The 22,388-nt window shown below is 69.1% G+C and carries 29 protein-coding genes and 1 tRNA gene; 15 read left to right on the forward strand and 15 right to left on the reverse strand.

All coding sequences use genetic code 11. The features are described from left to right. Window positions 1–82: 82 nt before the first annotated feature. A complete protein-coding gene (locus Q0M60_RS10660; RefSeq protein WP_296819116.1) occupies window positions 83–208 on the forward strand; it encodes a hypothetical protein in 126 nt (41 codons plus the stop codon). A gap of 30 nt (window positions 209–238) precedes the next feature. On the opposite strand, the gene Q0M60_RS10665 is transcribed toward Q0M60_RS10660, so the two are convergent. From Q0M60_RS10665 to Q0M60_RS10690, 6 genes are all read right to left on the reverse strand, one after another. Further along, a complete protein-coding gene (locus Q0M60_RS10665) occupies window positions 239–658 on the reverse strand; it encodes a thioesterase family protein (RefSeq protein ID WP_296819118.1) in 420 nt (139 codons plus the stop codon). Next, window positions 655–999, reverse strand: a complete 345-nt coding sequence (gene grxD, locus Q0M60_RS10670; RefSeq protein ID WP_296819120.1) for a Grx4 family monothiol glutaredoxin — start codon at window positions 997–999, stop codon at window positions 655–657. Before grxD ends, Q0M60_RS10665 begins: the two co-directional genes overlap by 4 nt. A 51-nt stretch (window positions 1,000–1,050) precedes the next feature. Then, window positions 1,051–1,974 carry an aldo/keto reductase gene (locus tag Q0M60_RS10675; RefSeq protein WP_296819122.1) on the reverse strand — a complete coding sequence of 308 codons (924 nt, stop codon included), beginning with the start codon at window positions 1,972–1,974 and terminating at the stop codon, window positions 1,051–1,053. Between the two features lie 13 nt (window positions 1,975–1,987). Next, window positions 1,988–2,221 carry a BolA family transcriptional regulator gene (locus Q0M60_RS10680; protein ID WP_296819124.1) on the reverse strand — a complete coding sequence of 78 codons (234 nt, stop codon included), beginning with the start codon at window positions 2,219–2,221 and terminating at the stop codon, window positions 1,988–1,990. Between the two features lie 911 nt (window positions 2,222–3,132). Further along, complete coding sequence (locus tag Q0M60_RS10685; protein WP_296819126.1) at window positions 3,133–3,363, reverse strand: hypothetical protein; 231 nt, start codon at window positions 3,361–3,363, stop codon at window positions 3,133–3,135. Between the two features lie 79 nt (window positions 3,364–3,442). Continuing rightward, a complete protein-coding gene (locus Q0M60_RS10690) occupies window positions 3,443–5,773 on the reverse strand; it encodes a DUF3553 domain-containing protein (RefSeq protein WP_296819128.1) in 2,331 nt (776 codons plus the stop codon). A 161-nt stretch (window positions 5,774–5,934) separates the two neighbouring features. Here Q0M60_RS10690 and Q0M60_RS10695 point away from each other — a divergent pair, with 161 nt between their 5' ends. Continuing rightward, the gene (locus Q0M60_RS10695; protein WP_296819131.1) at window positions 5,935–6,138 is read left to right on the forward strand and encodes a hypothetical protein; all 204 of its coding nucleotides are present in this window, start codon (window positions 5,935–5,937) and stop codon (window positions 6,136–6,138) included. Here the strand turns inward: Q0M60_RS10695 and Q0M60_RS10700 are convergent. After that, a complete protein-coding gene (locus tag Q0M60_RS10700; protein WP_296819134.1) occupies window positions 6,135–6,857 on the reverse strand; it encodes an SIMPL domain-containing protein in 723 nt (240 codons plus the stop codon). The genes Q0M60_RS10695 and Q0M60_RS10700 overlap by 4 nt on opposite strands. A 48-nt stretch (window positions 6,858–6,905) precedes the next feature. Beyond that, entirely contained in the window at window positions 6,906–7,115 is a 210-nt protein-coding gene (locus Q0M60_RS10705) for a ribbon-helix-helix domain-containing protein (protein ID WP_296819136.1), read from the reverse strand. 59 nt (window positions 7,116–7,174) lie between these two features. On the opposite strand from Q0M60_RS10705, the gene Q0M60_RS10710 reads away from it, so the two are divergent. The 3 genes from Q0M60_RS10710 (at window position 7,175) to Q0M60_RS10720 (ending at window position 9,338) form a co-directional block, all read left to right on the forward strand. After that, entirely contained in the window at window positions 7,175–7,936 is a 762-nt protein-coding gene (locus Q0M60_RS10710; protein ID WP_296819138.1) for a Coq4 family protein, read from the forward strand. Window positions 7,937–8,023: 87 nt separating this feature from the next. Then, window positions 8,024–8,941, forward strand: a complete 918-nt coding sequence (locus tag Q0M60_RS10715; protein WP_296819140.1) for an EamA family transporter — start codon at window positions 8,024–8,026, stop codon at window positions 8,939–8,941. Between the two features lie 145 nt (window positions 8,942–9,086). Continuing rightward, the gene (locus tag Q0M60_RS10720; RefSeq protein WP_296819142.1) at window positions 9,087–9,338 is read left to right on the forward strand and encodes a hypothetical protein; all 252 of its coding nucleotides are present in this window, start codon (window positions 9,087–9,089) and stop codon (window positions 9,336–9,338) included. Here the strand turns inward: Q0M60_RS10720 and Q0M60_RS10725 are convergent, their stop codons facing one another. Then, window positions 9,339–9,551, reverse strand: coding sequence for a DUF4169 family protein (locus Q0M60_RS10725; RefSeq protein WP_296819144.1), 213 nt, complete (start codon window positions 9,549–9,551; stop codon window positions 9,339–9,341). A gap of 126 nt (window positions 9,552–9,677) precedes the next feature. Between Q0M60_RS10725 and Q0M60_RS10730 the strand changes: the two genes are divergently transcribed. Next, window positions 9,678–9,881 carry a DUF2171 domain-containing protein gene (locus Q0M60_RS10730; RefSeq protein ID WP_296819220.1) on the forward strand — a complete coding sequence of 68 codons (204 nt, stop codon included), beginning with the start codon at window positions 9,678–9,680 and terminating at the stop codon, window positions 9,879–9,881. A 48-nt stretch (window positions 9,882–9,929) separates the two neighbouring features. Next, complete coding sequence (locus Q0M60_RS10735) at window positions 9,930–10,694, forward strand: class I SAM-dependent methyltransferase (protein WP_296819146.1); 765 nt, start codon at window positions 9,930–9,932, stop codon at window positions 10,692–10,694. Here Q0M60_RS10735 and fumC read toward each other — a convergent pair. Then, on the reverse strand, window positions 10,691–12,085 hold the full coding sequence (fumC, locus tag Q0M60_RS10740) for a class II fumarate hydratase (RefSeq protein ID WP_296819148.1): 1,395 nt from the start codon (window positions 12,083–12,085) through the stop codon (window positions 10,691–10,693). The genes Q0M60_RS10735 and fumC overlap by 4 nt on opposite strands. Before the next feature lie 70 nt (window positions 12,086–12,155). On the opposite strand from fumC, the gene Q0M60_RS10745 reads away from it, so the two are divergent. Next, window positions 12,156–12,527, forward strand: coding sequence for a RusA family crossover junction endodeoxyribonuclease (locus Q0M60_RS10745; RefSeq protein WP_296819151.1), 372 nt, complete (start codon window positions 12,156–12,158; stop codon window positions 12,525–12,527). Here Q0M60_RS10745 and Q0M60_RS10750 read toward each other — a convergent pair. Both Q0M60_RS10750 and Q0M60_RS10755 read right to left on the reverse strand, forming a co-directional pair. After that, window positions 12,509–12,907: a GFA family protein gene (locus Q0M60_RS10750; protein WP_296819153.1), complete on the reverse strand. Its 399-nt coding sequence runs from the start codon at window positions 12,905–12,907 to the stop codon at window positions 12,509–12,511. The genes Q0M60_RS10745 and Q0M60_RS10750 overlap by 19 nt on opposite strands. A 67-nt stretch (window positions 12,908–12,974) precedes the next feature. After that, window positions 12,975–13,736: a C13 family peptidase gene (locus Q0M60_RS10755; RefSeq protein WP_296819155.1), complete on the reverse strand. Its 762-nt coding sequence runs from the start codon at window positions 13,734–13,736 to the stop codon at window positions 12,975–12,977. 135 nt (window positions 13,737–13,871) lie between these two features. Between Q0M60_RS10755 and Q0M60_RS10760 the strand changes: the two genes are divergently transcribed. From Q0M60_RS10760 to pyk, 3 genes are all read left to right on the forward strand, one after another. After that, on the forward strand, window positions 13,872–15,302 hold the full coding sequence (locus tag Q0M60_RS10760; protein WP_296819158.1) for a M20/M25/M40 family metallo-hydrolase: 1,431 nt from the start codon (window positions 13,872–13,874) through the stop codon (window positions 15,300–15,302). 13 nt (window positions 15,303–15,315) lie between these two features. Then, a tRNA-Leu gene (locus tag Q0M60_RS10765) sits at window positions 15,316–15,400 on the forward strand. A gap of 81 nt (window positions 15,401–15,481) precedes the next feature. Further along, on the forward strand, window positions 15,482–16,909 hold the full coding sequence (pyk, locus tag Q0M60_RS10770; RefSeq protein WP_296819160.1) for a pyruvate kinase: 1,428 nt from the start codon (window positions 15,482–15,484) through the stop codon (window positions 16,907–16,909). A 37-nt stretch (window positions 16,910–16,946) separates the two neighbouring features. Here pyk and Q0M60_RS10775 read toward each other — a convergent pair whose 3' ends face one another. Further along, entirely contained in the window at window positions 16,947–17,156 is a 210-nt protein-coding gene (locus tag Q0M60_RS10775) for an RcnB family protein (RefSeq protein ID WP_296819163.1), read from the reverse strand. 93 nt (window positions 17,157–17,249) lie between these two features. Between Q0M60_RS10775 and Q0M60_RS10780 the strand changes: the two genes are divergently transcribed. After that, window positions 17,250–18,023 (forward strand): hypothetical protein, encoded by a 774-nt coding sequence (locus tag Q0M60_RS10780; RefSeq protein WP_296819165.1) that lies wholly within the window; start codon window positions 17,250–17,252, stop codon window positions 18,021–18,023. Between the two features lie 83 nt (window positions 18,024–18,106). On the opposite strand, the gene Q0M60_RS10785 is transcribed toward Q0M60_RS10780, so the two are convergent. Then, window positions 18,107–18,676, reverse strand: a complete 570-nt coding sequence (locus Q0M60_RS10785; protein ID WP_296819167.1) for an RcnB family protein — start codon at window positions 18,674–18,676, stop codon at window positions 18,107–18,109. A 157-nt stretch (window positions 18,677–18,833) separates the two neighbouring features. Here Q0M60_RS10785 and Q0M60_RS10790 point away from each other — a divergent pair, with 157 nt between their 5' ends. Together Q0M60_RS10790 and Q0M60_RS10795 are read left to right on the forward strand one after the other, a co-directional pair. Next, window positions 18,834–19,556, forward strand: coding sequence for a glutathione S-transferase N-terminal domain-containing protein (locus tag Q0M60_RS10790; protein ID WP_296819169.1), 723 nt, complete (start codon window positions 18,834–18,836; stop codon window positions 19,554–19,556). Between the two features lie 173 nt (window positions 19,557–19,729). Next, a complete protein-coding gene (locus Q0M60_RS10795; RefSeq protein WP_296819223.1) occupies window positions 19,730–20,017 on the forward strand; it encodes a sel1 repeat family protein in 288 nt (95 codons plus the stop codon). A gap of 6 nt (window positions 20,018–20,023) precedes the next feature. Here Q0M60_RS10795 and Q0M60_RS10800 read toward each other — a convergent pair whose 3' ends face one another. Then, on the reverse strand, window positions 20,024–20,776 hold the full coding sequence (locus Q0M60_RS10800) for a polysaccharide biosynthesis/export family protein (protein WP_296819171.1): 753 nt from the start codon (window positions 20,774–20,776) through the stop codon (window positions 20,024–20,026). Window positions 20,777–20,865: 89 nt separating this feature from the next. Here Q0M60_RS10800 and Q0M60_RS10805 point away from each other — a divergent pair, with 89 nt between their 5' ends. Next, on the forward strand, window positions 20,866–22,347 hold the full coding sequence (locus Q0M60_RS10805; RefSeq protein ID WP_296819174.1) for a Wzz/FepE/Etk N-terminal domain-containing protein: 1,482 nt from the start codon (window positions 20,866–20,868) through the stop codon (window positions 22,345–22,347). Window positions 22,348–22,388: the final 41 nt, after the last annotated feature.

The raw sequence follows: 22,388 nt of genomic DNA on the forward strand, positions 1-22,388 counted from the left end.
TTGCGCCTTTCGGATCGTTCACGTGCGGTTCAACCAGCTTGGCCGTAAGCTGCGGTCACGCTTGCAAGCCAAGGGGACCCAAATGCTGCGTATCGCTCTCGCCATCCTTGTCGCCGCGCCGTTGCTGGCCGGCTGTATCGTCATCGCCGCGGACGACCATCCGCATCCTCACGACCGACAGCACGGCTCGGAGCACCACGAGGACTGATCAGGGGGCCCCGGAGGGGGCCTTCGCAGTTCAGCCCGCCAGCGGGGTCAGCATGTTTGGCGGGATCCGGGCCGGCCGCATGGTGCGGGCGTCCACGAGCACCCATTCCGAGACGCCCTGGGCGCATAGCTGGCCGGCCTCGTTCTCGATCCGGACATAGCGATTGAAGCGGGCGCCCTGGGGATCGCCGACCCAGGTGCGGGCGACGGGCGCTGAACCCGGAGGCAGGGCGCGGAAGTAATCGACCTCGTGGCGCGAAGCGACCCACGACCAGAGGGCGCGGGTGTCGGCGTCGAAGCGGGCGGTCCAGTGCGCCGTGCCCACGTCCTGCAGCCAGCGGACATAGACCACGTTGTTGACGTGACCGTTCTCGTCGATGTCGGCGTCCGTGACCTGCAGGGGGACGACGAAGACCTCGCGGTCGTCTCGCGGCTGGAGCTCGCGCCTCACGCCGGCAGCACGCCCTTTTCGCCGAGCAGCGTCTGAAGCTCCCCGGACTGGAACATCTCCTTGACGATGTCGCTGCCGCCCACGAACTCCTGCTTCACATATAGCTGCGGGATGGTCGGCCAGTCGCTGTAGGTCTTGATGCCCTCGCGCAGGCCCTCGTCCTGGAGCACGTCGACGCCGACGAACTCGACGCCGAGGTGATCCAGCACCTGGACCACGAGCGAGGAGAAGCCGCAGCGCGGCATGTCGGGCGAGCCCTTCATGAAGAGGACGACGGGATGGTCCGCCACGGTCTTGTCGATGAAGGCGCGGACGGGCTCTGGGGTGGCTTCGGCGGTCACGGGAGGGGCCTTTCGGATCAGGCCTTCAGCTAGGCGCCGCGACCCTCAGGGTCAAGCCGACTTGGCTTGGGCAGCCTGGTTCACCCGCGCCATTTCGATCTGGGCCGGCAGGCCGGGCGGCAAGTCGCGATCCGGTATGGCGGTGAGTTCCTCCAGCCGCTTGTCGTCGGCGGTGTCGATGAGCACCGTCGACAGGGTCGGCTCGGTCAGGGCGTAGGCGAGGCAGATCTCCTCGGCCGTCCAGTTCGGCGTCTGGTGCAGGAAGGCGAAGGTGCCGACGCCCTTGAAGATGGGATCCTTCTTCGGCCCGCCCAGGCCGAACAGACCGCGCTTGGGCTGGCCATGCGTCTCGGCCTTCTTCGGACTGGAGAGGGTCTTCGGGAAATAGTCGTAGCCGATGACGGCCATGTCGCGTTCGACGGCGGCGCGAATGCGGTTGCGCGTCGCCCAGGACGCCTCGACGTTGAAGGGCGTGACCAGAACGTCGAAGGCATTCGTCGAGACGTAGGCGTCCATCACGTCCTCGTCGCCGGCCACGCCGAGCATGCGGACGGAACCGGCAGAACGCAGGGCCTTGAGCGCGGAGAGGGTGGCCTGGGGCAGTTCATCGACGGCCGGCTCGTCCAGCAGCACCAGGTCGATGTGGCCGAGGCGCGAGGCGGCCAGCACCTGGTCGATCGATGCGGTTAGCGACTCCGGTGAAAAGTCGCGAACGCGGCGGCCGCGCTCGGTTCGCTGCCCGATGCGCACGGCGAGGAAGACCAGCCGGCGGTCGACCGCCGCCATGGCTGAGCCGGCCAGCTCGGCCAGGACAGGGTCCGCGCACTCCAGATGGAAGGTGTTCACCCCATGTTCCATGGCCGCAACGACCAGATCACGGGCTCCGGCGCGACCGCGGGCCAGGGTCGCGTCGCCGAGGTTGAGGGTGACGGCCGAGACGGCGTTTCCGGAGCGGCCAAACGGACGATAGCGCATCGGGATCAGGCTCTCAGGTCAGGGGACGGGTTTCGAGGGCGAGGGCGTGCAGTTCGCCCCCCATGCGGCCGCCGAGGGCGGCGTAGACGAGCTGGTGCTGGCGAACCCGCGGCAGGCCCTTGAAGGCGTCCGAGGCGATGCGCGCGCGGTAGTGGTCGCCGTCGCCGGCGAGATCCTGGATCTCGATCTCGGCGTCCGGAAAGGCCTCTCTCAGGCAGGCTTCCAGCGCCTCGACGGGCATGGGCATGAACGCGCTCCACGATTCGAGACGGCAGCTTGGGCCGTAAACCTTAAGGAGGGGCAACCAAACCGGGCGGCAGCTGCTCCCTCCATCGTCATCCCGGCCGGCGCGCGCCGCGCGCAGAGCCGGGACCTAAATGCCGCGTCGACATCGAGCTTAGGCCCCGGATCACGGCTGCGCCGTGTCCGGGGTGACGGATACGCCGGATCGCTCTCCGGCTTTCGCTCGGAGGGTGTGGGGAGGCGGGCGGAGCAGGGCCTTTGGCCCGGAACCGTGTGTGCGTCCGTGCTTTCGCCGTAGGACGCGGGTGTGTTTTCGGCCTTGAGCCATGCTCCGCCTCGGTCGGTTCACGCGAGCGGACTGTTATCTGGGCTCATCGCCGGGACCCTGGCGAGGACCCTACCTCGCCGGGCTTGGTCGGACCCGGTTCGCCCCCCTACAGCCAACTCGGCCCGCGACGGGCTGGAGGCACAGGCGCCTCCAGGGCTCCGGGCTTATCCCGGACAGTCACCGCCCGCGTGCCGGCCTCTACCGCGAGGGCCAGGAACGTCCTTGAAGCAAGGCGCACCAGCCCAGGGGTCTTGCAGCCGGCCGATAGCTAAGGCGGTTCAGACCCGCTCGACCGATCCCCGCCGCCGCTTCGGAGCCTGGATCCTGGCGCCTCCCCATGCGGCGGGGACGACAAGGAGTGTGCGCCTGTTTTCAGGGGCGGGGGTTTGGGGTGGGGATTTTCTCCAAAACACCCGCATCTCGCGTCATCCCGGCCGCAGGCCCGCAGGGCCGAAGAGCCGGGACCCAAGCGCACGCGGCCCAATCCAGCTTAGGCCCCGGATCGCTCGCTGCGCTCGCGTCCGGGGTGACGGGGGAGGGCGGAGGGGTGTCGAAGACACCCGCTTCGATGGGGGAGTTCAGGCAGCCTAAGGCGCTTCTTCCTCGCCGCCCTCGGACTCCTCAGCGGCGTATTCGTCTCCGGCGGCGTAGTCTTCTTCGGTCATGCCTTCCTCGGCGGCGCCTTCCTCGGCGGCGTCGGTAGCGGTGTCCTCAGCCGACGCGGCGTCTTCGCCGGTGCTGTAGGACACTTCACAAGCCGACAGGCCCAGCGAGGCGGCCGCGACGGCGGCGATGGAAATCAGGTGAATAGGACGCATGGAATCGAGCCTCCCCGCTCGGTTGAACGGCCAAGCTTGGCGCGTTTTCGGCGAGGAGTCGATAACGGTGTTAGGCCGATCAGGCCCGTTCCACGAAGCTGTCGATCACGCGCTTCTCGCCGGCCTTGTCGAAGCTGACGGTCAGCTTGTTGCCCTCGATGGAGCGGACCTGGCCGTAGCCGAACTTCTGGTGGAAGACGCGGTCGCCACGGGAATAGGCCGAAGCGCCGACGGAGGCGGCGACGAGGCGGCCTTCGCCTTCGATGACGGCGTTTCGCGCCATACGTTCGCGTGGGGTGGAGGCGGGTTGGCGGGCGGTGAAGGCCTGGCCGCGGCGCCAGCCGGGCGAGGCGTAGCCGCCGGAGAAGATGGGCGCGTCGTCGAAGCGGGAGCGCGCCTCGGCTAGGTGCGGCGAGCCGCCGAAATAGCCGGTCTCCGACGAGGTCTCGACGTGGTCGAGCGGCAGTTCGTCGACGAAGCGGCTCGGCAGCTGGGTGGTCCAACGACCATAGACCAATCGGTTGGCGGCGAAGAAGACGCGGGCCTCCTCGCGCGCCCGGGTGACGCCGACGTAGGCGAGGCGGCGTTCTTCCTCGAGGCCCTTTTCGCCCTTCTCGTCGATAGAGCGCTGGGACGGGAAGACGCCTTCCTCCCAGCCGGGCAGGAAGACGACCGGGAACTCCAGCCCCTTGGCGGCGTGCAGCGTCATGACCTGGACGGCGTCCTCGCCCGAGCCCCGGTCGAGGTCCATGACCAGGGAGACGTGCTCCAGATAGGCGGTCAGGGTGTCGAACTGGGCCATCGACTGGACCAGCTCCTTGAGGTTGTCGAGGCGGGTCTGACCGGTGGCGCGGTCGGCGCGCTGCATGTCGGTGTAGCCGCTCTCCTCCAGCACGACCTCGGCGAGCTGAGCGTGGGGCGTGGTGGGCAGCATGTCGCGCCAGCGGTCGACGTCGCGGATGAAGTTGGCCAGCGAGGTGCGGGCCCGCGCCGTCAGCTCGTCGGTCAGGATCAGCTCGCGCGCGGCGGTCATCGCCGGCACGCCGCCGAGGCGGGCGATCTGCAGGATGCGCTGGACCGAGGTGTCGCCCAGGCCACGTTTCGGAGTGTTGACGATGCGTTCGAAGGCCAGGTCGTCGGCGTCCGACTGGATCAGTCGCATGTAGGCGTGGGCGTCGCGGATCTCGGCGCGCTCGAAGAAGCGGGGGCCGCCCACGACGCTGTAGGGGATGGCCAGCATCACGAAGCGCTCTTCGAAGGAGCGCATCTGGAAGGCTGCGCGGACCAGGATGGCCATGTCCTTGTAGCGGCGGCCGTCGCGGCGCAGGCGCTCGATCTCGTCGGCGATCAGCCGGCTTTCGGCCTCGCCGTCCCAGACGCCGGTCACGCGGACCTTTTCGCCGCCCTGGGCCTCGGTCCACAGCGTCTTGCCCAGGCGGCCGCGGTTGGCGCTGATGAGGCCGGAGGCCGCGCCCAGGATATGCGAGGTCGAGCGGTAGTTGCGCTCCAGCCGGACGACCTTGGCGCCCGGGAAGTCGCGCTCGAAGCGCAGGATGTTGTCCACCTCGGCGCCGCGCCAGCCGTAGATCGACTGATCGTCGTCGCCGACCACGCAGATGTTGGCCGCGTGACCGTCGCGCGGGGCCGCCAGCAGGCGCAGCCAGAGGTACTGGGCGACGTTGGTGTCCTGGTACTCGTCGACCAGGATGTAGCGGAAGCGGCGGTGATATTCCTCAAGCACGTCAGCGTGTTTGGAGAAGATCGTGAGATTGTGCAGCAACAGGTCGCCGAAGTCGCAGGCGTTCAGGGTGCGCAGCCGGTCCTGATAGAGGCGGTACAGCGTCTGGGCCTTGCCGTTGGCGAAGTCCTCGGTGGCCGGCAGGCGCTCGGGCGTCCAGCCGCGGTTCTTCCAGTGGTCGACAAGGCCGGCCAGGGCGCGCGGCGACCAGCGCTTGGTGTCGACGTTCTCTGCCTCCAGCACCTGTTTCAGCAGGCGCTCCTGGTCGTCGGTGTCGAGGATGGTGAAGCTGGACTTCAGCCCTACCAGTTCGGCGTGGCGGCGCAGGATCTGGGCCGCGATGGAGTGGAAGGTGCCGAGCCAGCGCAGGCCCTCGGCCGAGGGGCCGATAAGGTGGGTGATCCGCTCGCGCATCTCGCGCGCGGCCTTGTTGGTGAAGGTGACGGCCAGGAGGTCCCAGGGCCGCGCCTTGCCCATGGCCAGGATGTGCGCGAGCCGGGTGGTGAGCACGCGGGTCTTGCCCGTGCCGGCGCCGGCGAGGACCAGCACCGGGCCCTCGACCGCCTCGACGGCGGCGCACTGCTCGGGATTCAGGCCGTCCAGATAGTCGGCCGCGCGCGGCCCGTCGGCGCGGGCGAGATCGGAGACCTTGAGGGCAGGCGGCTGGGACACGTAGGCCTTGTGCAAGCGGAGGCTGAATCAGGAGAACATAAGTAGCACACGCGCCCGGGCCAAGGCGTTAGCGCGCGCGGCCTGGGCGGAACCGCCAAGCCGAAGTCCCGTTCCGTCAAGCGAGACTGTGGAAGGCGGACACGATGGCGCGACGCGGAAGCGTGAGTAACTGGACGGTGGTTCTGGGCGCGGCCCTGCTGCTGGCGGTGGCCGCCATCGTCTGCGTTCTGGCCAACCGGACTGTCGAACGGACCGAGGACGCGGACCTGACCGTGCCGCCCGTCGAACTGCCGGAGCCACCCATTCCGCCGGGGCCGACGCCGACCCCCGATCCGCCGACCGTGCCCGTTCCCGGACCGACCTAACGCAGCCGATAGGTGATGGTCGTCACCACACGGATGCGCTTGTTGACCGAGGCGGTCTCATCGCCGTCGACGCTGGGGTCGCGGGGCAGGATTTCGAACGAGCCCTGAGTGGCCTGCTTGATGGGCCCCAAGCTGGTTCCGGAATCGCGGGCGAACTGCTCGGCGCCGGAGCGGGCGCTGGCCGTGGCCTCGGCGATCATCGAGGGGCGCACCTCGTTCAGGCCAGTGAAGAAGTAGGACGGTCCGCGGAAGTCCTGGAGCACCACGCCCTGACGGACCAGTTCGCCCAGCGCTCGGCTGGTGGCCTGGACGCGGGCGACGTCGCTGGTCCGGACGACCACGGTCTGGGCGAGGATGAAGCGGGCGGTGACGTTGTCCGGCCGGTATTCGCGGGCCAGGACGTCGGTGACCTCCAGCCGGCCGAGGTCGATGTCCTCGGCGCGGTAGCCCTGGGCCTGCAGGAAGGCGCGGACGGTCGCCGTGTCGCGGTCGATCTGGGCCTGGACCTCGGACAGCACGTCGCCCGATGCGGTGATCCGTAGAGGGAGAACAGCGATGTCGGCGAGCACGTCACGCTCGGCCAGGCCGCGCACCGTGACGGCCCGGTCGCCGACGCGGGCGTTGACCACGCCCTGTCCAATGAAGAAGCCGCCGATACCCAGTCCCAGCGCCAGCAGGACGCCCAGGACGATGGCCGAAAGAGTGAGCTTGTCATTCATGGCGACGCCTCCGCCTGGACGTTCACCATGAACCTTGGCCGTAGGGAGTCAATCGGGCTTCCACTCCAGCGCCGCCACGCGGCAGGCCGACGCGAGCGGTCGTTCGCCGCGGCCGGCGTCGAGGCCGGCGACGAGGGCGGCGAGGGACAGTCCGCGCGCGGCGGCCATGCGTTCGAGTACGGCCCAGAACTCAGGCTCCAGCGCCACCGAGGTGGCGTGGCCGGCCAGGGTGAGCGAGCGCTTGCGTAGTCCGTTCATTCTTGAAACTGACCCATGGTCGGCTAGTATGGCGCGGCTTTCGCCGGACGCCACGCCTGATGACGACGCTCGATCCCGCCGCCGACCACACCTACGTCAACGGCGGCCGCCCGCTGGAGCCGCTGCGCGCCTTGCGCGCCTTTCGGCGGCTGATCGCGGACAAGGAAGACACCACCCAGGTCTTCGAGATCATGGAGGCCCTGACCGGCTCCTCGGTGCCGTGGGGGCTGAATCGGCTGCTGAAGACACCAGGCGGCGCTCGGCTGGCCTATGAGCGGATCGAGCTGAACGAGCGGCTGAACGACGCGGCGTGGCTGGACCAGTTCGCCGAGGGCACGGTGGGCGCGGCCTATCGCGAGTTCATGCGCGGCGAGGGGCTGTCGGCCGAGGGCCTGGCCATGCAGAGCCGCGAGGTCCGCAAGGAGATCGAGGCCAAGAACCTCTACGCCTGGTACGCGCGCCGGATGCGCGACGTGCATGACATCTGGCACGTCCTGACCGGCTACGGGCGCGATGCGCTGGGCGAGGCGTGCGTGGTCAGCTTCTCGCACGCCCAGACCAGGAGCCTGGGCTTCGCCTTCATCGGCTTCGGCGCGGCCCAGGAAATCCGGCGCGAGGCGCGGTCGGTCCCGGCGCGGCGCGCGGTGCTCGAGGCGTGGCGCCATGGCAAGTCGGCGGAATGGCTGCCGGCGCAGGACTACGAGGCCCTGTTCGCCGAGCCGCTGGACCAGGCGCGCAAGCGGCTCAAGATCCGCCGGCCGGCCGTCTATCGGTCGGTGCCGGCCGAGGTGCGGGCCGGGCTGAAGCTGCGCGCCGCCTGAAGCATTCCGGCGCAAGATGTGAGGCGCGGGCGCCCGGCCTGCGTGATAGTCGGCGCTTCCTCCCGAGCTTCACCGGATTCGCCTGACGTGACCGCGCCCGTGATCCCCCCGCAGCGTCCGGTGGACGTGAAGGCGCTGTCGTCCGTCCTCATCTGCAGCGTCATCTGGGGCACGACCTGGTACGCGATCACGTTGCAGCTTCCGGCGGCCGACCCGGTGGCGTCGGTGACCTACCGGTTCGCGCTGGCCTCGCTGACGCTGTTCGTCTTCTGCCTGATGCGGGGCCACAAGATCGGCCTGACCCGGACCCAGCATCTGGCGGTGTTCGGCCAGGGGGTGCTGACCTTCTCGATCCAGTATTCCATGGTCTACGAGGCCGAGCGGCACGTGGCCTCGGCGGTGGTCGCGGTCATCTTCGCCGGCCTGGCCTTCGCCAATCTGGTCCTGTTCCGCCTACTGCTGGGGCAGAGAGCTTCGTGGCGCGCCTGGCTAGGCGCTGCGCTGGGCGTTCTGGGGGTGGCCGCGCTGTTCATCGCCGAGCTGAGGCGGACCGACGCCAGCCCCGAGGCCGTGTTCGGCCTGGTCATCGCACTCATCGCCATGGTCATCGCCGCGGCCGGCAACCTGGCCGCGTGGAAGGCGCAGAAGGAGGGCGCGCCGGTGCTGCCCGCCCTGGCCTGGGCCATGGGCTACGGCGCGGCGCTGGTGGCGATCTACGGCCTCGCGACGGGGATCGAATGGTCATTCGATCCGACGCTCAGCTACATCGGCTCCCTGCTCTATCTGTCACTGTTCGGCTCGGTGATCGCCTTCGCCCTCTACTTCGCCCTGGCGCGGGCGAAGGGATACGCGCTGGCGTCCTACATCTCGGCGCTCACTCCGCCGGTGGCGATGCTGGTCTCGGTCGTGTTCGAGGGAGCCCGCTTCGGCTGGGAAGCGGCGCTGGGCCTGCTGCTGGTGCTGGCGGGGCAGATCCTGCTGATCCGGGCGCCGAAGACGGCCTAGACTCCCCCGGGCGTTCGAGCCGTCCCACCCCCTAGTCGCCCCGGACACGGTGTCATCATCAGCGCATAGCCACTCCGCCAGGATTGGGGCATCATGTTTGGTGAGACCGCCCGGCAGGCAGCCGAGGCGGCGTCGGGGACAAATCATGACCGCCAACTTTGTCAAGCTCACCCATCTCGAGTCGATCGCCGGGACCAATCAGCCAGTGTTGGTGGCGCTCGACCGCATCCTGTATATCGAGCGCGACATCGACGGGTCGCTGATCTGGCTGAGCAACGGAGCCGGCCAGCCAGTCCAGGTGCGCGTCCGAGAGAGGCCCCTGGTCGTGGCCGAACGGCTCGGCCTCTCCACCGTTCCGGCGGCTCTGACGAAACCGACTTCCAGTAGGAGCCGCTGATTAGTCCTGGCTCGGCGGATCGTCGCCGAGCCGGCCCTGGCCGTCCCGGCGCGCGCCATTCAATTGGCGCGTCTGGCGCTCAGCTTCCAGGCGAGCTTGATCGCGCGCGGCCTTGGAACGCCCGTGCGCGGCGCGGTTCTCGGCGGCCATGACCTTGCCGGCGACCCGATCGCGCTGCTTGCGGGCGCGGTTCAGATTGATGATCTCGGCCATGGCCTCAGCCTAGCGCAGAGGACGCCATCTGTCCGGAACGAATGGAGCGGCGTCGCCGTTTTCGGTGACGAGCAATCCCAACGTCTGGAGGCCGCCTTGGTCGTCACCGAATTCATCCGCGAACACATGGACGTCATCGCCTCGGACGGTCACCGCGTCGGCCGTGTCGACCACGTCAAGGACGGCCAGATCGAATTGGCCAAGATGGACCTGGAGACGGGGTTCAAGCACCGGATGATTCCGGTGAGCTGGGTCGATCACATCGACGAACACGTCCACCTCAACCTCACCGAGGACGAGGCCAAGGAACGCTGGCAGGACAAGCAGTAAGCGGCTTAGCCCCTTTCCGGCCACGGGCGCCTCGCGCATAAGTCGGGCATGACCTTATCGCCCGTGGACTACGACGATCGCCAGCATGTCGGCTATGCGCGGGGCCGCCGGATGCCGGACGCCGCACGCGAACTGTGGATGCGGACGTTCGCCGAGCATGCGCCGCCGCAACGGCCGCTTGATGTGCTCGACCTGGGTTCGGGCGTCGGGCGGCTGACCCCCGCGCTGGCGCAGACCTTCGGGAGCGCGACGGGGGTCGAGCCCTCCGACCGGATGCGCGCCGTCGCCGAGGTGGAGGCGGCGCATCCGGGTGTCCGTTACCTGGCCGGGCAGGCCGAGGCGATCCCGCTGGCCGATGACAGCGTGGACCTCGTCCTGATGATGCTGTCCTACCAGCACGTCCGTGACCGGGCCGCCGCCGCGCGCGAGATTGACCGAGTGCTGAGGCCGGGAGGCCGGCTGTTCATCCGCGGGGTCTTCAGCGACCGGATGCCTGACATCGACTGGCACCGTTACTTCCCGCGCGCCCGCGACATCGAACTGACGATGTTCCCCACGACTTCGGAAGTCGAGGCGGCCTTCGCGCCCGTCGGGTTGAAGCCGATCCAGATGGTGCGCGTGCGCGAGCCGATGTCGGCCAGCCTGGCCGAGACCGCCGAGCGCCTGAGCCACCGCGCCATCTCCACCTTCGAACACCTGACCGAGGCCGAGATCGAGGAAGGCTTCGAGCGCCTCGGCGCCGCCGTCGCCGCCGAGACCACGCCGGTCCCCAGCTATAACGACAGCGACCTCATGGTGCTGGCGAGGGCCTAGGACGGACCGATCATCTTCTCCGGGCGCACCGCCTCGTCGAACTCGGCGTCGGTGAGGTAGCCGCCGCCGACGGCCTCTTCGCGCAGGGTGGTGCCATTCTTGTGGGCGGTCTTGGCGATCTTGGCGCAAGCGTCGTAGCCGAGCTTGCCGTTCAGCGCGGTGACCAGCATCAGCGAGTTCTCGAGACCGCGCCTGATGTTGTCCTCGCGCGGCTCGATGCCGACGACGCAGTTGTCGGTGAAGCTGACCGCCGCGTCGGCCAGCAGGCGCACCGACTGCAGGAAGTTGTAGGCCATCACCGGATTGAAGACGTTCAGCTCGAAGTGCCCCTGGCTGCCCGCGAAGGTGACGGCGGCGTGGTTGCCGAACACCTGGACGCAGACCTGGGTCAGGGCTTCGGACTGGGTCGGATTGACCTTGCCCGGCATGATCGACGAGCCCGGCTCGTTCTCGGGCAGGGCCAGCTCGCCCAGGCCGGAGCGGGGCCCCGAGCCGAGGAAGCGGATGTCGTTGGCGATCTTGAACAGGCTGGCGGCGACCGTGTTGATCGCGCCGTGGCTGAAGACCATGGCGTCGTGGGCGGCCAGGGCCTCGAACTTGTTCGGGGCAGTCTTGAAGGGCAGGCCGGTGATCTGGGCGATCTTGTCGGCGACGCCCTCAGCGAAGCCGATGGGGGCGTTCAGGCCGGTGCCGACGGCGGTGCCGCCCTGGGCCAGCTCCATCAGGCGGGGCAGGGTCTGTTCGATGCGTTCGATGCCGTAGCGCACCTGGGCGGCATAGCCCGAGAACTCCTGGCCCAGCGTCAGCGGCGTGGCGTCCTGGGTGTGGGTCCGGCCGATCTTGATGATGTGCTTCCAGGCCTCGGCCTTGTCGTTGAGAGCATTGCCGAGCTTGCTCAGCGCCGGCAGCAGGCGATGGACGATCTCCTCCGCGCAGGCCACGTGCATGGCCGTCGGATAGGTGTCGTTCGACGACTGGCTCATGTTGACGTGGTCGTTCGGGTGGACCGGCGACTTGGAGCCCATCTCGCCGCCCAGGATCTCGATGGCGCGGTTCGAGATCACCTCATTGGCGTTCATGTTCGACTGGGTGCCTGAGCCCGTCTGCCAGACGACCAGCGGGAAGTGGTCGTTGAGCTTGCCCTCGATGACCTCGTCGGCGGCCTTGATGATGGCCTGGCCGATGGACGGGTCGAGTCGGCCCAGCGCCATGTTGGTCTCCGCCGCGGCGCGCTTGACGACGCCCAGCGCGCGCACGATCGGCAGGGGCTGCTTCTCCCAGCCGATCTTGAAGTTGCCGAGCGACCGCTGCGCCTGGGCGCCCCAGTAGCGGGAGGCGTCCACCTCGATGGGGCCAAAGGTGTCGGTCTCGGTGCGGGTGGTGCGGGTCATGTCAGGCCGGAAGCTGGCGGGAGGTCGGCGCGGGGTGTAGCACGCGGGCCAAGTCAGACAAGGCGCGCGCGTGGATCAGGGCTGGACGGGATCGGGCAAGGTGCGGGCGCGCGAGCGCGGCGGCGTCTTCGAGCTGACCGTCGACGGGCTCACCACCCAGCCGAAGTACTACAAGGTCCTGCTCTACGAGTTCTTCCGCAAGGACTGGCGCGGCTCACGGCCCGGCTGGGGCGACCACTCGGTCGAGATCGTCATGGAGCACATCGGCGAGCCCCCGCACATCGACCTCGACAACATCGCCAAGGCGGTGCTGGACGGGGTCAAGAAGCATGTCTTCCACGACGACGCCCAGGTGGCGCGCCTCCTGGTCGAGCGCCGGGAAGGGGAGCGCGAGCGGCTGACGGTGACGATCCGGAAGCTGGATCAGGGCGCGGCTGGGTAGCGCTCGAACGCCGGCAGCTCGTGCGCGTGGGCCATCCAGCCGATGCGTTCGGCGACCTGGACCTGGAGGCCGAGCGGGATGATGTCGGGGTCGTCGAGGGTGGCGGTCTGGACGTCGATCATGCCGGGGAAGACGACCTCATTGGTGTAGAAGAGGCTGGAGCCGCACTGGCCGCAGAAGTGCCGACGGGCGTGTTCCGAAGAGGCGTAGACCTTGGCGTCGCCCTGGATGGTGACCGCGTCCTTCGGGGCCAGAGCCCAGGCGACCGTGGGCGCACCGGTGGCGCGGCGACAGTCCGAGCAATGGCACAGCGCGTGATAGATCGGCTCGGCCGGCATTTCGTAGCGGATCGCTCCGCAATGGCACTGTCCGGTGGGCATGGCGCGCTCCTCTCCTGGGGCAGATGTTCCTTATATGTTCCGCTCGGCCCCGACTAGTGGGAAGTGATCAGGCCGGGCGTTCGAAGCTCAGGAACGGCAGCAGCAGCTGCATCTCCGAGCCAATCCATGTCTGGGGCTCGGAGGGGGGGCGAAGGCCTTCCTCGCGTTCGCGTCTGGAGACACAGGCGCGCGCGAGGCTCGACAGGGCCATGAAGTCGGTCGCCGAATCCATGGCTTCGAGCACGCAGCCGTCGAAATAGGGATGGGTCGCGTCCTCCGAGCAGCCGAAGGAGGATCGGTCCCGCTTGGCCGCCGTCATGATCATCCGGTTCGGCGCGGCCAGCGCCGGCACGAAGACGCCAGAGTAGCAGGCGGACACCACCACTACGGTCGGCCGGGCGCCGCACCAGCGATCCACGAGTTGGTCCATCATCTGTGGCGGCATCGTCCCGTCCGCGCCGAAGACAATCCCGGCCGGAGATCCGTGCGAAGTGAAATAGAGCAGGCAGCCGCCTGTGGCTGTCGAGGTTTGCCGGCCGATCGCCTCGAAGGCGGCCGTCGCCGCCATGGCCCGGCCCTCGGCGTCGGGCCGCAGCGACAGGTCGGTGATGTTGTGAGGCGCGAAGCCGGCCTCGGCGAAGGCGGCGGAGAGGTCGCGGCGGGCGTTCTCGAAGGCCTCGATCGGCGCGCCCTGACTGGAGCGCCAGTCGGCGGCCACGACCACCACGGCCCAGTCCGCGAAGCTCGCCTGCTGCGCGCGCGCGGCATGGAGTGGTGGCAAGCCGGCGAAGATGATCGCCAGAGCCACGGCCAGGACGCCCCGAAGCATCTTCACCTCCCGATCAGCCGAACGCGATTAGGGCAAAGCCGCGCCGGCGACGCAAGACCATGAAAGCTGACGGACGCCTTGCATCGGGGCCGGCAAGGCATAGGTTCCGCTCCGGCTGTTTCTGGAGTCGCCCCTGTGATCGCATCCGCCCGCCTGTTCCGCGCCGCGCTCGCGGCCGTCGTCCTCAGTTCGGGAGGGGGCTCGGCCCTGGCCCAGGACGCGGAGACGATCCGCACTGCGGAGGCCCTGCGCGACCGGGCGATGGAGGAAGGCACGATCGCCTATTCGGTGGTCGAGCAGATCACCACCCGCTTCGGGCCGCGCCTGGCGGGCACGGAGGCGGAACGCCGCGCGGCGGAATGGGGCTCGGATTACCTGGCGTCGCTGGGGCTCTCGAACGTGGCCATCCAGGACTTTCCGCTGGCGGTCTGGCGGCGTCAGGCCGAGCGCGTCGAGATCGTCGGTGCCTGGCGCCAGCCTCTCGTCGCCACCGCGCTCGGCGGATCGCCCGCCACGCCCGCGGACGGCATCGAGGCCGAGGCGGTGGTCTTCGAGACCTACCAGGACCTGCTGGACGCTGCGCCGGGCTCGCTGACCGGCAAGATCGCCGTGGTGCTCCAGGACACCATCCGCGCCCAGGACGGGCGCGGCTATGGCGCGACCTCGCCGATACGGGGCTCGGGTCCCGTCGAGGCGGCCAATCGCGGCGCGGTCGGCTTTGTGCTGCGCTCGCTGGGCACGCACGACCATCGCTTCGCCCACGCCGGCGCGACGCGCTGGTCGGACACGCCGATCCCGTCCTTCGCCATCAGTCCGCCGGACGCCGACCAGATCCGCCGTATCCAGGAGATCGGCGGGGAGCCGTTGCGCCTGCGGCTGTTCTCGCAGGTGTCGGTCGAGCCGTCGGGCCGCTCGCAGAACGTCATCGCCGAGGTGCGCGGGACCGAGGCCGGCGAGGAGGTCATCGTCATCGGCGGCCACCTCGACAGCTGGGACCTGGGCACCGGCACCATCGACGATGCGGCGGGCGTCGCCATCACCACCGCGGCGCTGCACATGATCAACCAGCTGCCCGAGCGGCCGCGCCGGACCATCCGCGTGGTCTGGTGGGGCTCGGAGGAAGTCAGCCAGCCGGGCGGGCAGGGGCTGTCGGGCGCCTTCGCCTACGCCCGGTCGCAGGACGGCGAGATCGAGAACCATGTGGTCGCCAGCGAAAGCGACTTCGGCGCCGGGCCGGTCTATGCCCTCTCGCTCCCGGAGGTGGCGGCCAACAGTGACTTCCAGCGCGCGGCGATGCGCGTGCTGACCCCGTTGGGCGTGGTCTGGGACGCGACCCCCGCGCGCGGCGGCGGGCCGGACACGGTGCCGCTGAACCAGGCGGGCGTGCCGTCCTTCCGGCTGGCGCAGGACGGGTCCGACTACTTCAACTTCCACCACACGGCCGATGACGTCCTGGACCGGGTCGACCCGGAGAACCTCGACCAGAACGTCGCCGCCTGGGCGGCGCTGCTGTGGCTGATCGCCAACTCGGACGTGGACTTCCGCGCGGCGCCTGCGGCGGAGTAGTCTGACAGACCGCGCGAACGTGGCGGAACCGGTAGACGCAGCGGACTTAAAATCCGCATCCCTCGGGAGTGTGGGTTCGAGTCCCACCGTTCGCACCAGATCGTTCGCCACCCTTTGAAGGGGTGGGGCGTTGGGGCTAAACCGGGACGGTCCCTCCCGGATTCGCGAACGGAACGCCCATGACACGCGCCAGGCGCGCCCGGATCGTCGCCACCATCGGCCCCGCCAGCCGGGAGCCAGGGATGATCAAGACGCTGGCGCGCGCGGGCGTCGATGTCTTTCGCCTGAATTTCAGCCACGGATCGCACGAGGATCACGCTGCGGCGCTGAAGGCGATCCGGGGGGCCGAGCTGACCATCCGCCGGCCGTTGGGCGTGCTGGCGGACCTGCAGGGCCCCAAGCTCAGGCTGGGCAAGTTCGCCGACGGGGCCATCGAGGTGGAGGCGGGGCATCGCATCCGGCTGGATCTCGACACTACGCCCGGCGACGCTTCGCGTGTCGGCATGCCGCATCCTGAGATCTTCGCGGCGCTGAAGCCCGATGCTCTCTTGCTGCTCGACGATGGCAAGGTGCGTCTGCGGGTTGAAACGGCCGGCGCCGACTTCGCCGACACCGTGGTCGAGGCGGGCAGCCGTCTGTCGGACCGAAAGGGCGTGGCCGTGCCGGGCGGCACCATCCCGATCTCGGCCCTGACGCCGAAGGATCTCGAGGATCTCGCCTTCGCCCTGCGCCAAGGCGTGGACTGGGTGGCCCTGTCGTTCGTGCAGCGCGCCGAAGACATGGCGGAACTGAAGAAGCTGGTGGCCGGCCGCGCGGCCTGCCTGGCCAAGATCGAGAAGCCGGCGGCGCTCGATGATCTCGAGGCCATCCTCGACTATTCCGACGGCCTGATGGTGGCGCGCGGCGACCTTGGGGTGGAATGCCCGCCCGAGGAGGTGCCGGTCGCGCAGAAGGCCATCCTGCGGGCCGCCCGGAACCGTGGCGTGCCTGCCATCGTGGCCACCCAGATGTTGGAGTCCATGACCACCCAGCCGACGCCCACACGCGCAGAGGCCTCGGACGTGGCGAACGCCGTCTACGAGGGCGCGGACGCTGTCATGCTGTCTGCCGAGACGGCCGCTGGCCAGTATCCGCTCGAGGCCGTGCAGGTGATGGACCGCATCATCGAGCGGGTAGAGCGTGATCCGCGCTGGCCGAGGCTGATGGACGCTGAGCACGCCGGCATGGACGACGTCGACGCCGACGCTCTCGTGGCGGCGGCGCGCAAAGCCGCTGACGCTGCCTCGACGGCCTGCATCGTCGTGTTCACGACCCTGGGCGGCACGGCCCGCCGCATGGCGCGCGAGCGGCCGCTGCAGCCCGTGATCGCGCTCACGCCCTCGCCGGACACGGCGCGGCGGCTGGCCCTGGTGTGGGGGCTGGAACCCCGACTTGGCCGCCAGCCATCGAGCATGGAAGACGTGACCGAGGAGGCCGTGCGCCACGCGGTCGAGGCGGGCTTGGCCCAGCCGGGCCAGCGCATCCTCATCCTGGCCGGAACGCCCTTCGGCGCGCCGGGCGCAGCCAACCTGCTCAGGCTGGCCCACGCGCCGGCGCGCCGGGGTTAGACGAAGGGGCCGGTCCGGAGACCGGCCCCGTCAGGCGCTACCAGGTCCAGACGCGGTAGACGACATCGATGATGTAGCCGTCGCGCATGTCGACCAGCAGGATGTCGTTGTTCACATAGACCCACTGGCAGCCATAGGGCGGGTAGGGCAGGCCGTACCAGCTGTAGTCCTGGACCACGTAACGCCAGAAGTAGGTCGGCAGGTACTCGCCGACGCGCCACTGGCGGTTCCAGTACTGGCGAGGCACGCTGTAGTACCCGTAGCCCGGAGCGAAATAGAAGTTCAGGCGGAAGCCCGAATAGTTTCGGAACCAGCTGTTGTTCCGCCACCAGTCGCTGCGGTGACGGCTATCCCAGCCGCGACGCCAGCTGTTTCTGTCCCAGCGCCGGCGGAAGTCCTCACGATCCTGATCGCCGCGCCCCCAACCGCCGCGACCGTCGCGATCCCAGCCACCTCGGCCATCTCGGCCGCCACGATCCCAGCCGCCGCCGCGACCGTCGCGGCCATCTCGGCCATCGCGATCCCAACCGCCGCCACCGCGACCGTCGCGGCCGTCACGGCCGCTACCACCGGGGAGCTGGCCGTCGGTCCAGCGATCCAGAAATCCGCCACCGCCACGGTCACCACCGCCACGATCGCCGCCGCCGCGGTCTCCACCGCCACGGTCACCGCCGCCGCCACGATCCCAGCCACCGCCGGAGCCGCCACCGCCACGATCACCGCCACCTCGGCCACCGCCGCCGCCGCGATCCCAGCCACCGCCGGAGCCGCCGCCGCCACGGTCTCCACCGCCACCACGATCACCGCCGCCACGGTCGCCACGGTCGCCGCCCCCGCTGGGACGATCGGGCTGGGGCGGCGTGGGGGGCTGGGGCGGAGGGCTCGGATTGTCCGGCTGGGGCCGGCGACCGCGGTCACGCGGTCCCTGGGCGAGGTCGCGCTCGTCGACCTCCTGGGTGACGGCGCTGGCCGAGGCGAAAGCCTGGCTCATCGGCGCAGCCGCCGTCAGCAGCGCCGTGGTGATGAGAAGGACGCGTTTCATCTTCTTGTTCCCGACAGCCGGATGATCCGGCCCTGGTGTGACGGTGGAGCCCTGTCGATGAACCGTGCCTGAACCATGTCGCCGACGACAGGGCGCGCACAAGAAAAAAGCCCCGCGGCGAACCGCGGGGCCGGAGGCTGGGAAGCTGGTTACGCCTAGAAGACGTCGAACACGATGTCCGCGATGACGCCGGTGGCGACGGCGATCAGGACCAGGTCGTTGTCCAAGTAAATCCACTGGTGGCCGCGCGGCGCCGGGCGCAGCCGGTAGAAGTAGGGGTCATGAACGACGTAGCGGCGATAGGCCTGCGGCACCGTGTGGCCCCGCCGCCAGGACCGCCCGTAGTAGCTCGGGGCGACGTTGTAGTAGCCGTAGCCGGGCGCGTAGTAGTACCCGTTGCGGCGGCCGCGGTAGTCGCGGAAGTCCGAGCGGCCGCGCCACCAGCCGTCGCGGCGCTCCCAGCGGTCCCGGCGGTCGTCACGACGGTCCCAGCGGTCGTCCCGGCGGTCGTCGCGTCGATCCCACCGATCATCCCGGCGATCATCGCGGCGGTCCCACCGATCATCCCGGCGGTCGTCGCGGCGGTCCCACCGATCATCCCGGCGGTCGTCGCGGCGATCACCGCGACGGTCCCAGTCGCCGCGGCTCTGGGCTTGGGTGAGGGTCGGCACGGTCGCGCTGGCCAGGGCGATGGCGATGACGCCGGCCTTGAACAGGGTCTTCATGAGTGTGCTCCGATCAGCAGTCTGGCGGATCGGAGAGCCGTCCGCCGATGGCGCCACGGTCAGGCCTTCATCATGAACTCGACCTGAACACGTCGGTCAGGTTGGCGTTGCGTCGGCTCATCGGGTCCCCATCTGGGGGGACCGCAGGAGGCTCCTCATGACCCGACCGATCGAACTTCATTACTGGCCCACGCCGAACGGCTGGAAAATCTCCATCGCGCTCGAGGAGATGGGGCTGCCCTATGAGGTGAAGTTCGTGAACATCGGCGCGGGCGAGCAGTTCGATCCCGCCTTCAAGGCGATCAGCCCGAACGGGCGGATGCCAGCCATCGTCGATCCCGACGGCCCTGACGGTGAGCCGCTGTCCATCTTCGAATCCGGCGCGATCCTCCAGCACCTGGGCCGACGGAGCGGGCTGTTCTACCCGCAGTCGGCGCGCGAGCGGGCGGAGGTCGATCAGTGGCTGTTCTGGCAGGTAGGGGGACTGGGACCCATGGCCGGTCAGACGCACCACTTCCGGCAGTATGCGCGGGCGATCGTCGCGGACCAGCGGCATCTGGCCTATGGCGTGCGGCGCTATACCGACGAGGCGCGCAGGCTCTACGGCGTGCTTGAGAAGCGCCTGGCCGATCGTGACTACGTCGCGGGCGACTATTCGATCGCGGACATGGCCATCTGGCCGTGGATCGTTCCCCATGCGCGGCAGGGACAGGATCTGGCGCGCACTCCCCGGCTGAAGGCCTGGTTCGAGCGGATCGGCCAGCGGCCGGCCGTCGAACGCGGAATGAAGGTGGGAAACGAACGCCGCGGAAACCTCGCGGGCTCCGGCGTCGAGGCGGAGAAGGCTCGGCGCGTCCTGTTCGGACAACGCGACGGGTAAACGCGTCCTTAAGGTAAAATGTCGGTCGAGTTAAGAGCCGTTTGAGTATTCATTTTCCCTTTACAGAAAAGATTTCAGAGTCCGTTCGACATTAACTTTAACTTCAGTCCGACGGCGTTTTGATCGCGTCACCAAGGGAGGGGCCCAGAACGGCGCCCACGGAGGACCTGGTGATGGAACTGCAGATGGAAGCGGCTGAAAGCCTGCCCCTGCCGAGCCCGGAAATGTCGGGCGACGACCTGTTCAAGCTCGGCCTGATGTACTCGACCGGCCAGGGCGGCGCGCCCATGGACCTGGTTTCGGCCCACATGATCTTCAACCTCGCCGCCATGAAGGGCTCGGTCGAGGCGCGACTGTACCGCAAGGAGCTGTCGCAGGAGATGGACCGCGAGGACGTCGCCGAAGCCCAGCGCGCCGCCCGCCGCTGGCTGGACCAGGGCGTGAGCGCGCTGCGGGCCTGAGCCCGCCTAGAACTGCTGGTACTGCCCGCCGATGGTGTAGTTGAAGCCGATCGGCATGGCTTCGCGGATCTGGCTGAAGAAGACCGCAACCTCGGCGAGCGTGGTGCGGGGCACATAGACGACGTCCATGCGGCGCACCGCCACGTGCTGGCGGTCCCGGCCCGAGAGGTCCACCCGCCGCATCATGCGCGAACCGCCCGGACCGCGCCGGATCAGGCCGACCTCGTCGCGCCGCGCCGATGGCAGGAAACCGCCGGCCAGGATGACAGCCTGGTGCACGTCGATGTCCCCAGGCATGTCGTAGACGCCGGGATTGCGAACCTCTCCGTCCACCCAGACCTTGAGCGGCCCGGCCTGACGCAGCACCACCTCCACCTCCGGCCGGCGCAGGATCGGGGTGTAGGCCGCAACCAGTTCGGCCTCCAGCTCGTGCAGGGTCCGATCCGCCGCCATGAACTGACCCACCAGCGGCATCGTCACCCGGCCGTCGGGCCCCACCGTCAGCGACTGGTTCAGCTCCGGCGCCGTGGGGGTGCGCACGTCGATCTGGTCACCCGGATAGAGCAGGTACTCGGGCTCTGCGTCGGACCAATCCGCGAAGTCGATGTCGCGGAAGCCCGGGCTGTAGCCTTCAGGTGTCGTCGCGTCCCGGCGCCAGTCCCCGGGGCGCGGAAAGCGCGACCCGCCCCCGGCCATGCCGCAGGCCGACAGGGTCGATCCGGCGAGGGCGAGGAGGAGGGCGCGGCGATCCAGACTCATGGGCTCAGGTTCCCGGCCAATGCGTAACCAGCGGTTAACGCCGCGGTCCGATGTTGGCTGTCGTTAACTAATGCGAGTCGGCCGGATTCATGGCGTATCGGGGCCACCCAGGCGTATACGAATCGGCCGGATCGGCCCGGCTCGGATGGGGCGCGCGCCCGCGTTACGGCCTCGACGACATGGCGACCCTGCTGTGGCGCGAGCGGCTGATGATCATCATCGTCTTCGCCGTCATTTTCGCCGTCGGCGCGCTGATCGCCCTCGGCATGCCCAAGACCTACACGGCCTATTCCAGCGTCCTGGTCCAGCTGTCCCAGGACTATGTCTATGAACCGCGCGCCGGTGACGCGGCGCGGGGCGCGATCCCGGACACCACCGACGTGGTCCAGGCCGAGGCGGCTATCCTGGGCAGCGCGGCGCTGCACCAGCGGGTGGTCAGCCAGATGGGCGCCGAGGCCATCCTCGGCGACAACGCCAGAGGCTCGCAGCAGGATCAGGACCGCGCGGCCGCCCTGGCGCTCGGCCGCAACCTGGAGATCGGCACGGCGCCCGACACCGGCGTGGTGCAACTGTCCTACGAGCACGAGGACCCGCAGACGGCCGCCGCCGTCCTGAACCAGGTCGTCGCGACCTATCTCGATTATCGGCGCGAGGTGTTCCGCGACACGACCACGCCGCTGCTGGCCCAGCAGCGCGACGCGATCGAGCGGCAGTTGGATAGCGCCGACGCGGCTTACGAAGACTTTCTGGCCAATAACGACATTGGCGACTTCGCCACCGAACGCGGCGCGGTGCAGGCGTCCTATACCAGCGTCTTCAACGAGCGCCTGTCGATCGAAGCCCAGCTGCGGTCGGCCGACGGCCGGCTGGCCACGCTGCGCCAGCAGATGGAGGCCGTCCCGGCGGAGGTCCCGCTTTACCAGGACCTGAACCTGTCCGCGCAGGAACGGCTGCTGACCTTGCGGTCCGACCGGGAGGCGCTACTCGGCCGCTACCAGCCGGACGCCCAGCCGGTGCGCGACCTCGACGCGCAGATCGCGCAGCTGGAATCCTTCGTGAGCGGCGGCTCGGCGTCGGGCGTGCGCGAAATGCGGATGGGCCCCAATCCCGTCTGGCAGGAACTTGAGATGGATCGCGTGCGCGCCCAGGCCGAGCGGGATTCGCTGGCGGCGAGGCACGCGGCCCTGACGCGCCAACTCGACACCCTTAATGATCGGCAGGCGCAGCTGACCCAGCTTGAGTCTCGCAACGGCGCCTTGGCCGTCGAGCGCGAGGTTTTGTCGAACACCTACCGTGATTTCACCTCCCGCCAGGCCCAGTCCAGCGCCTCGGCCGATCTGGCGCGCCGCGGCGCCGACAGCATCCGGGTCATTGCGCCGGCGGAGCCGCCGCAGCGCGGCTCCAGCCTGAAGCGGCCGGTGCTGATACTGGCTTTCCTGTTCGCGGCCTTCACTGCGCTTTGCGCGGGGCTGATCCGGGTGTTCCTGGGTCGGCGGTTCGTTACGGCGGGCTCAGCGTCCCGGACGCTCGATCTTCCCGTGCTGGCCGTCGCTCCGGCGAAGGGGAGGTGAGGCCGTAACATGTTAGCCTCGCGCGAGTATCAGGCGCGGAC

This window comes from Brevundimonas sp., from assembly GCF_024711105.1.
Taxonomy (GTDB): Bacteria; Pseudomonadota; Alphaproteobacteria; order Caulobacterales; family Caulobacteraceae; genus Brevundimonas.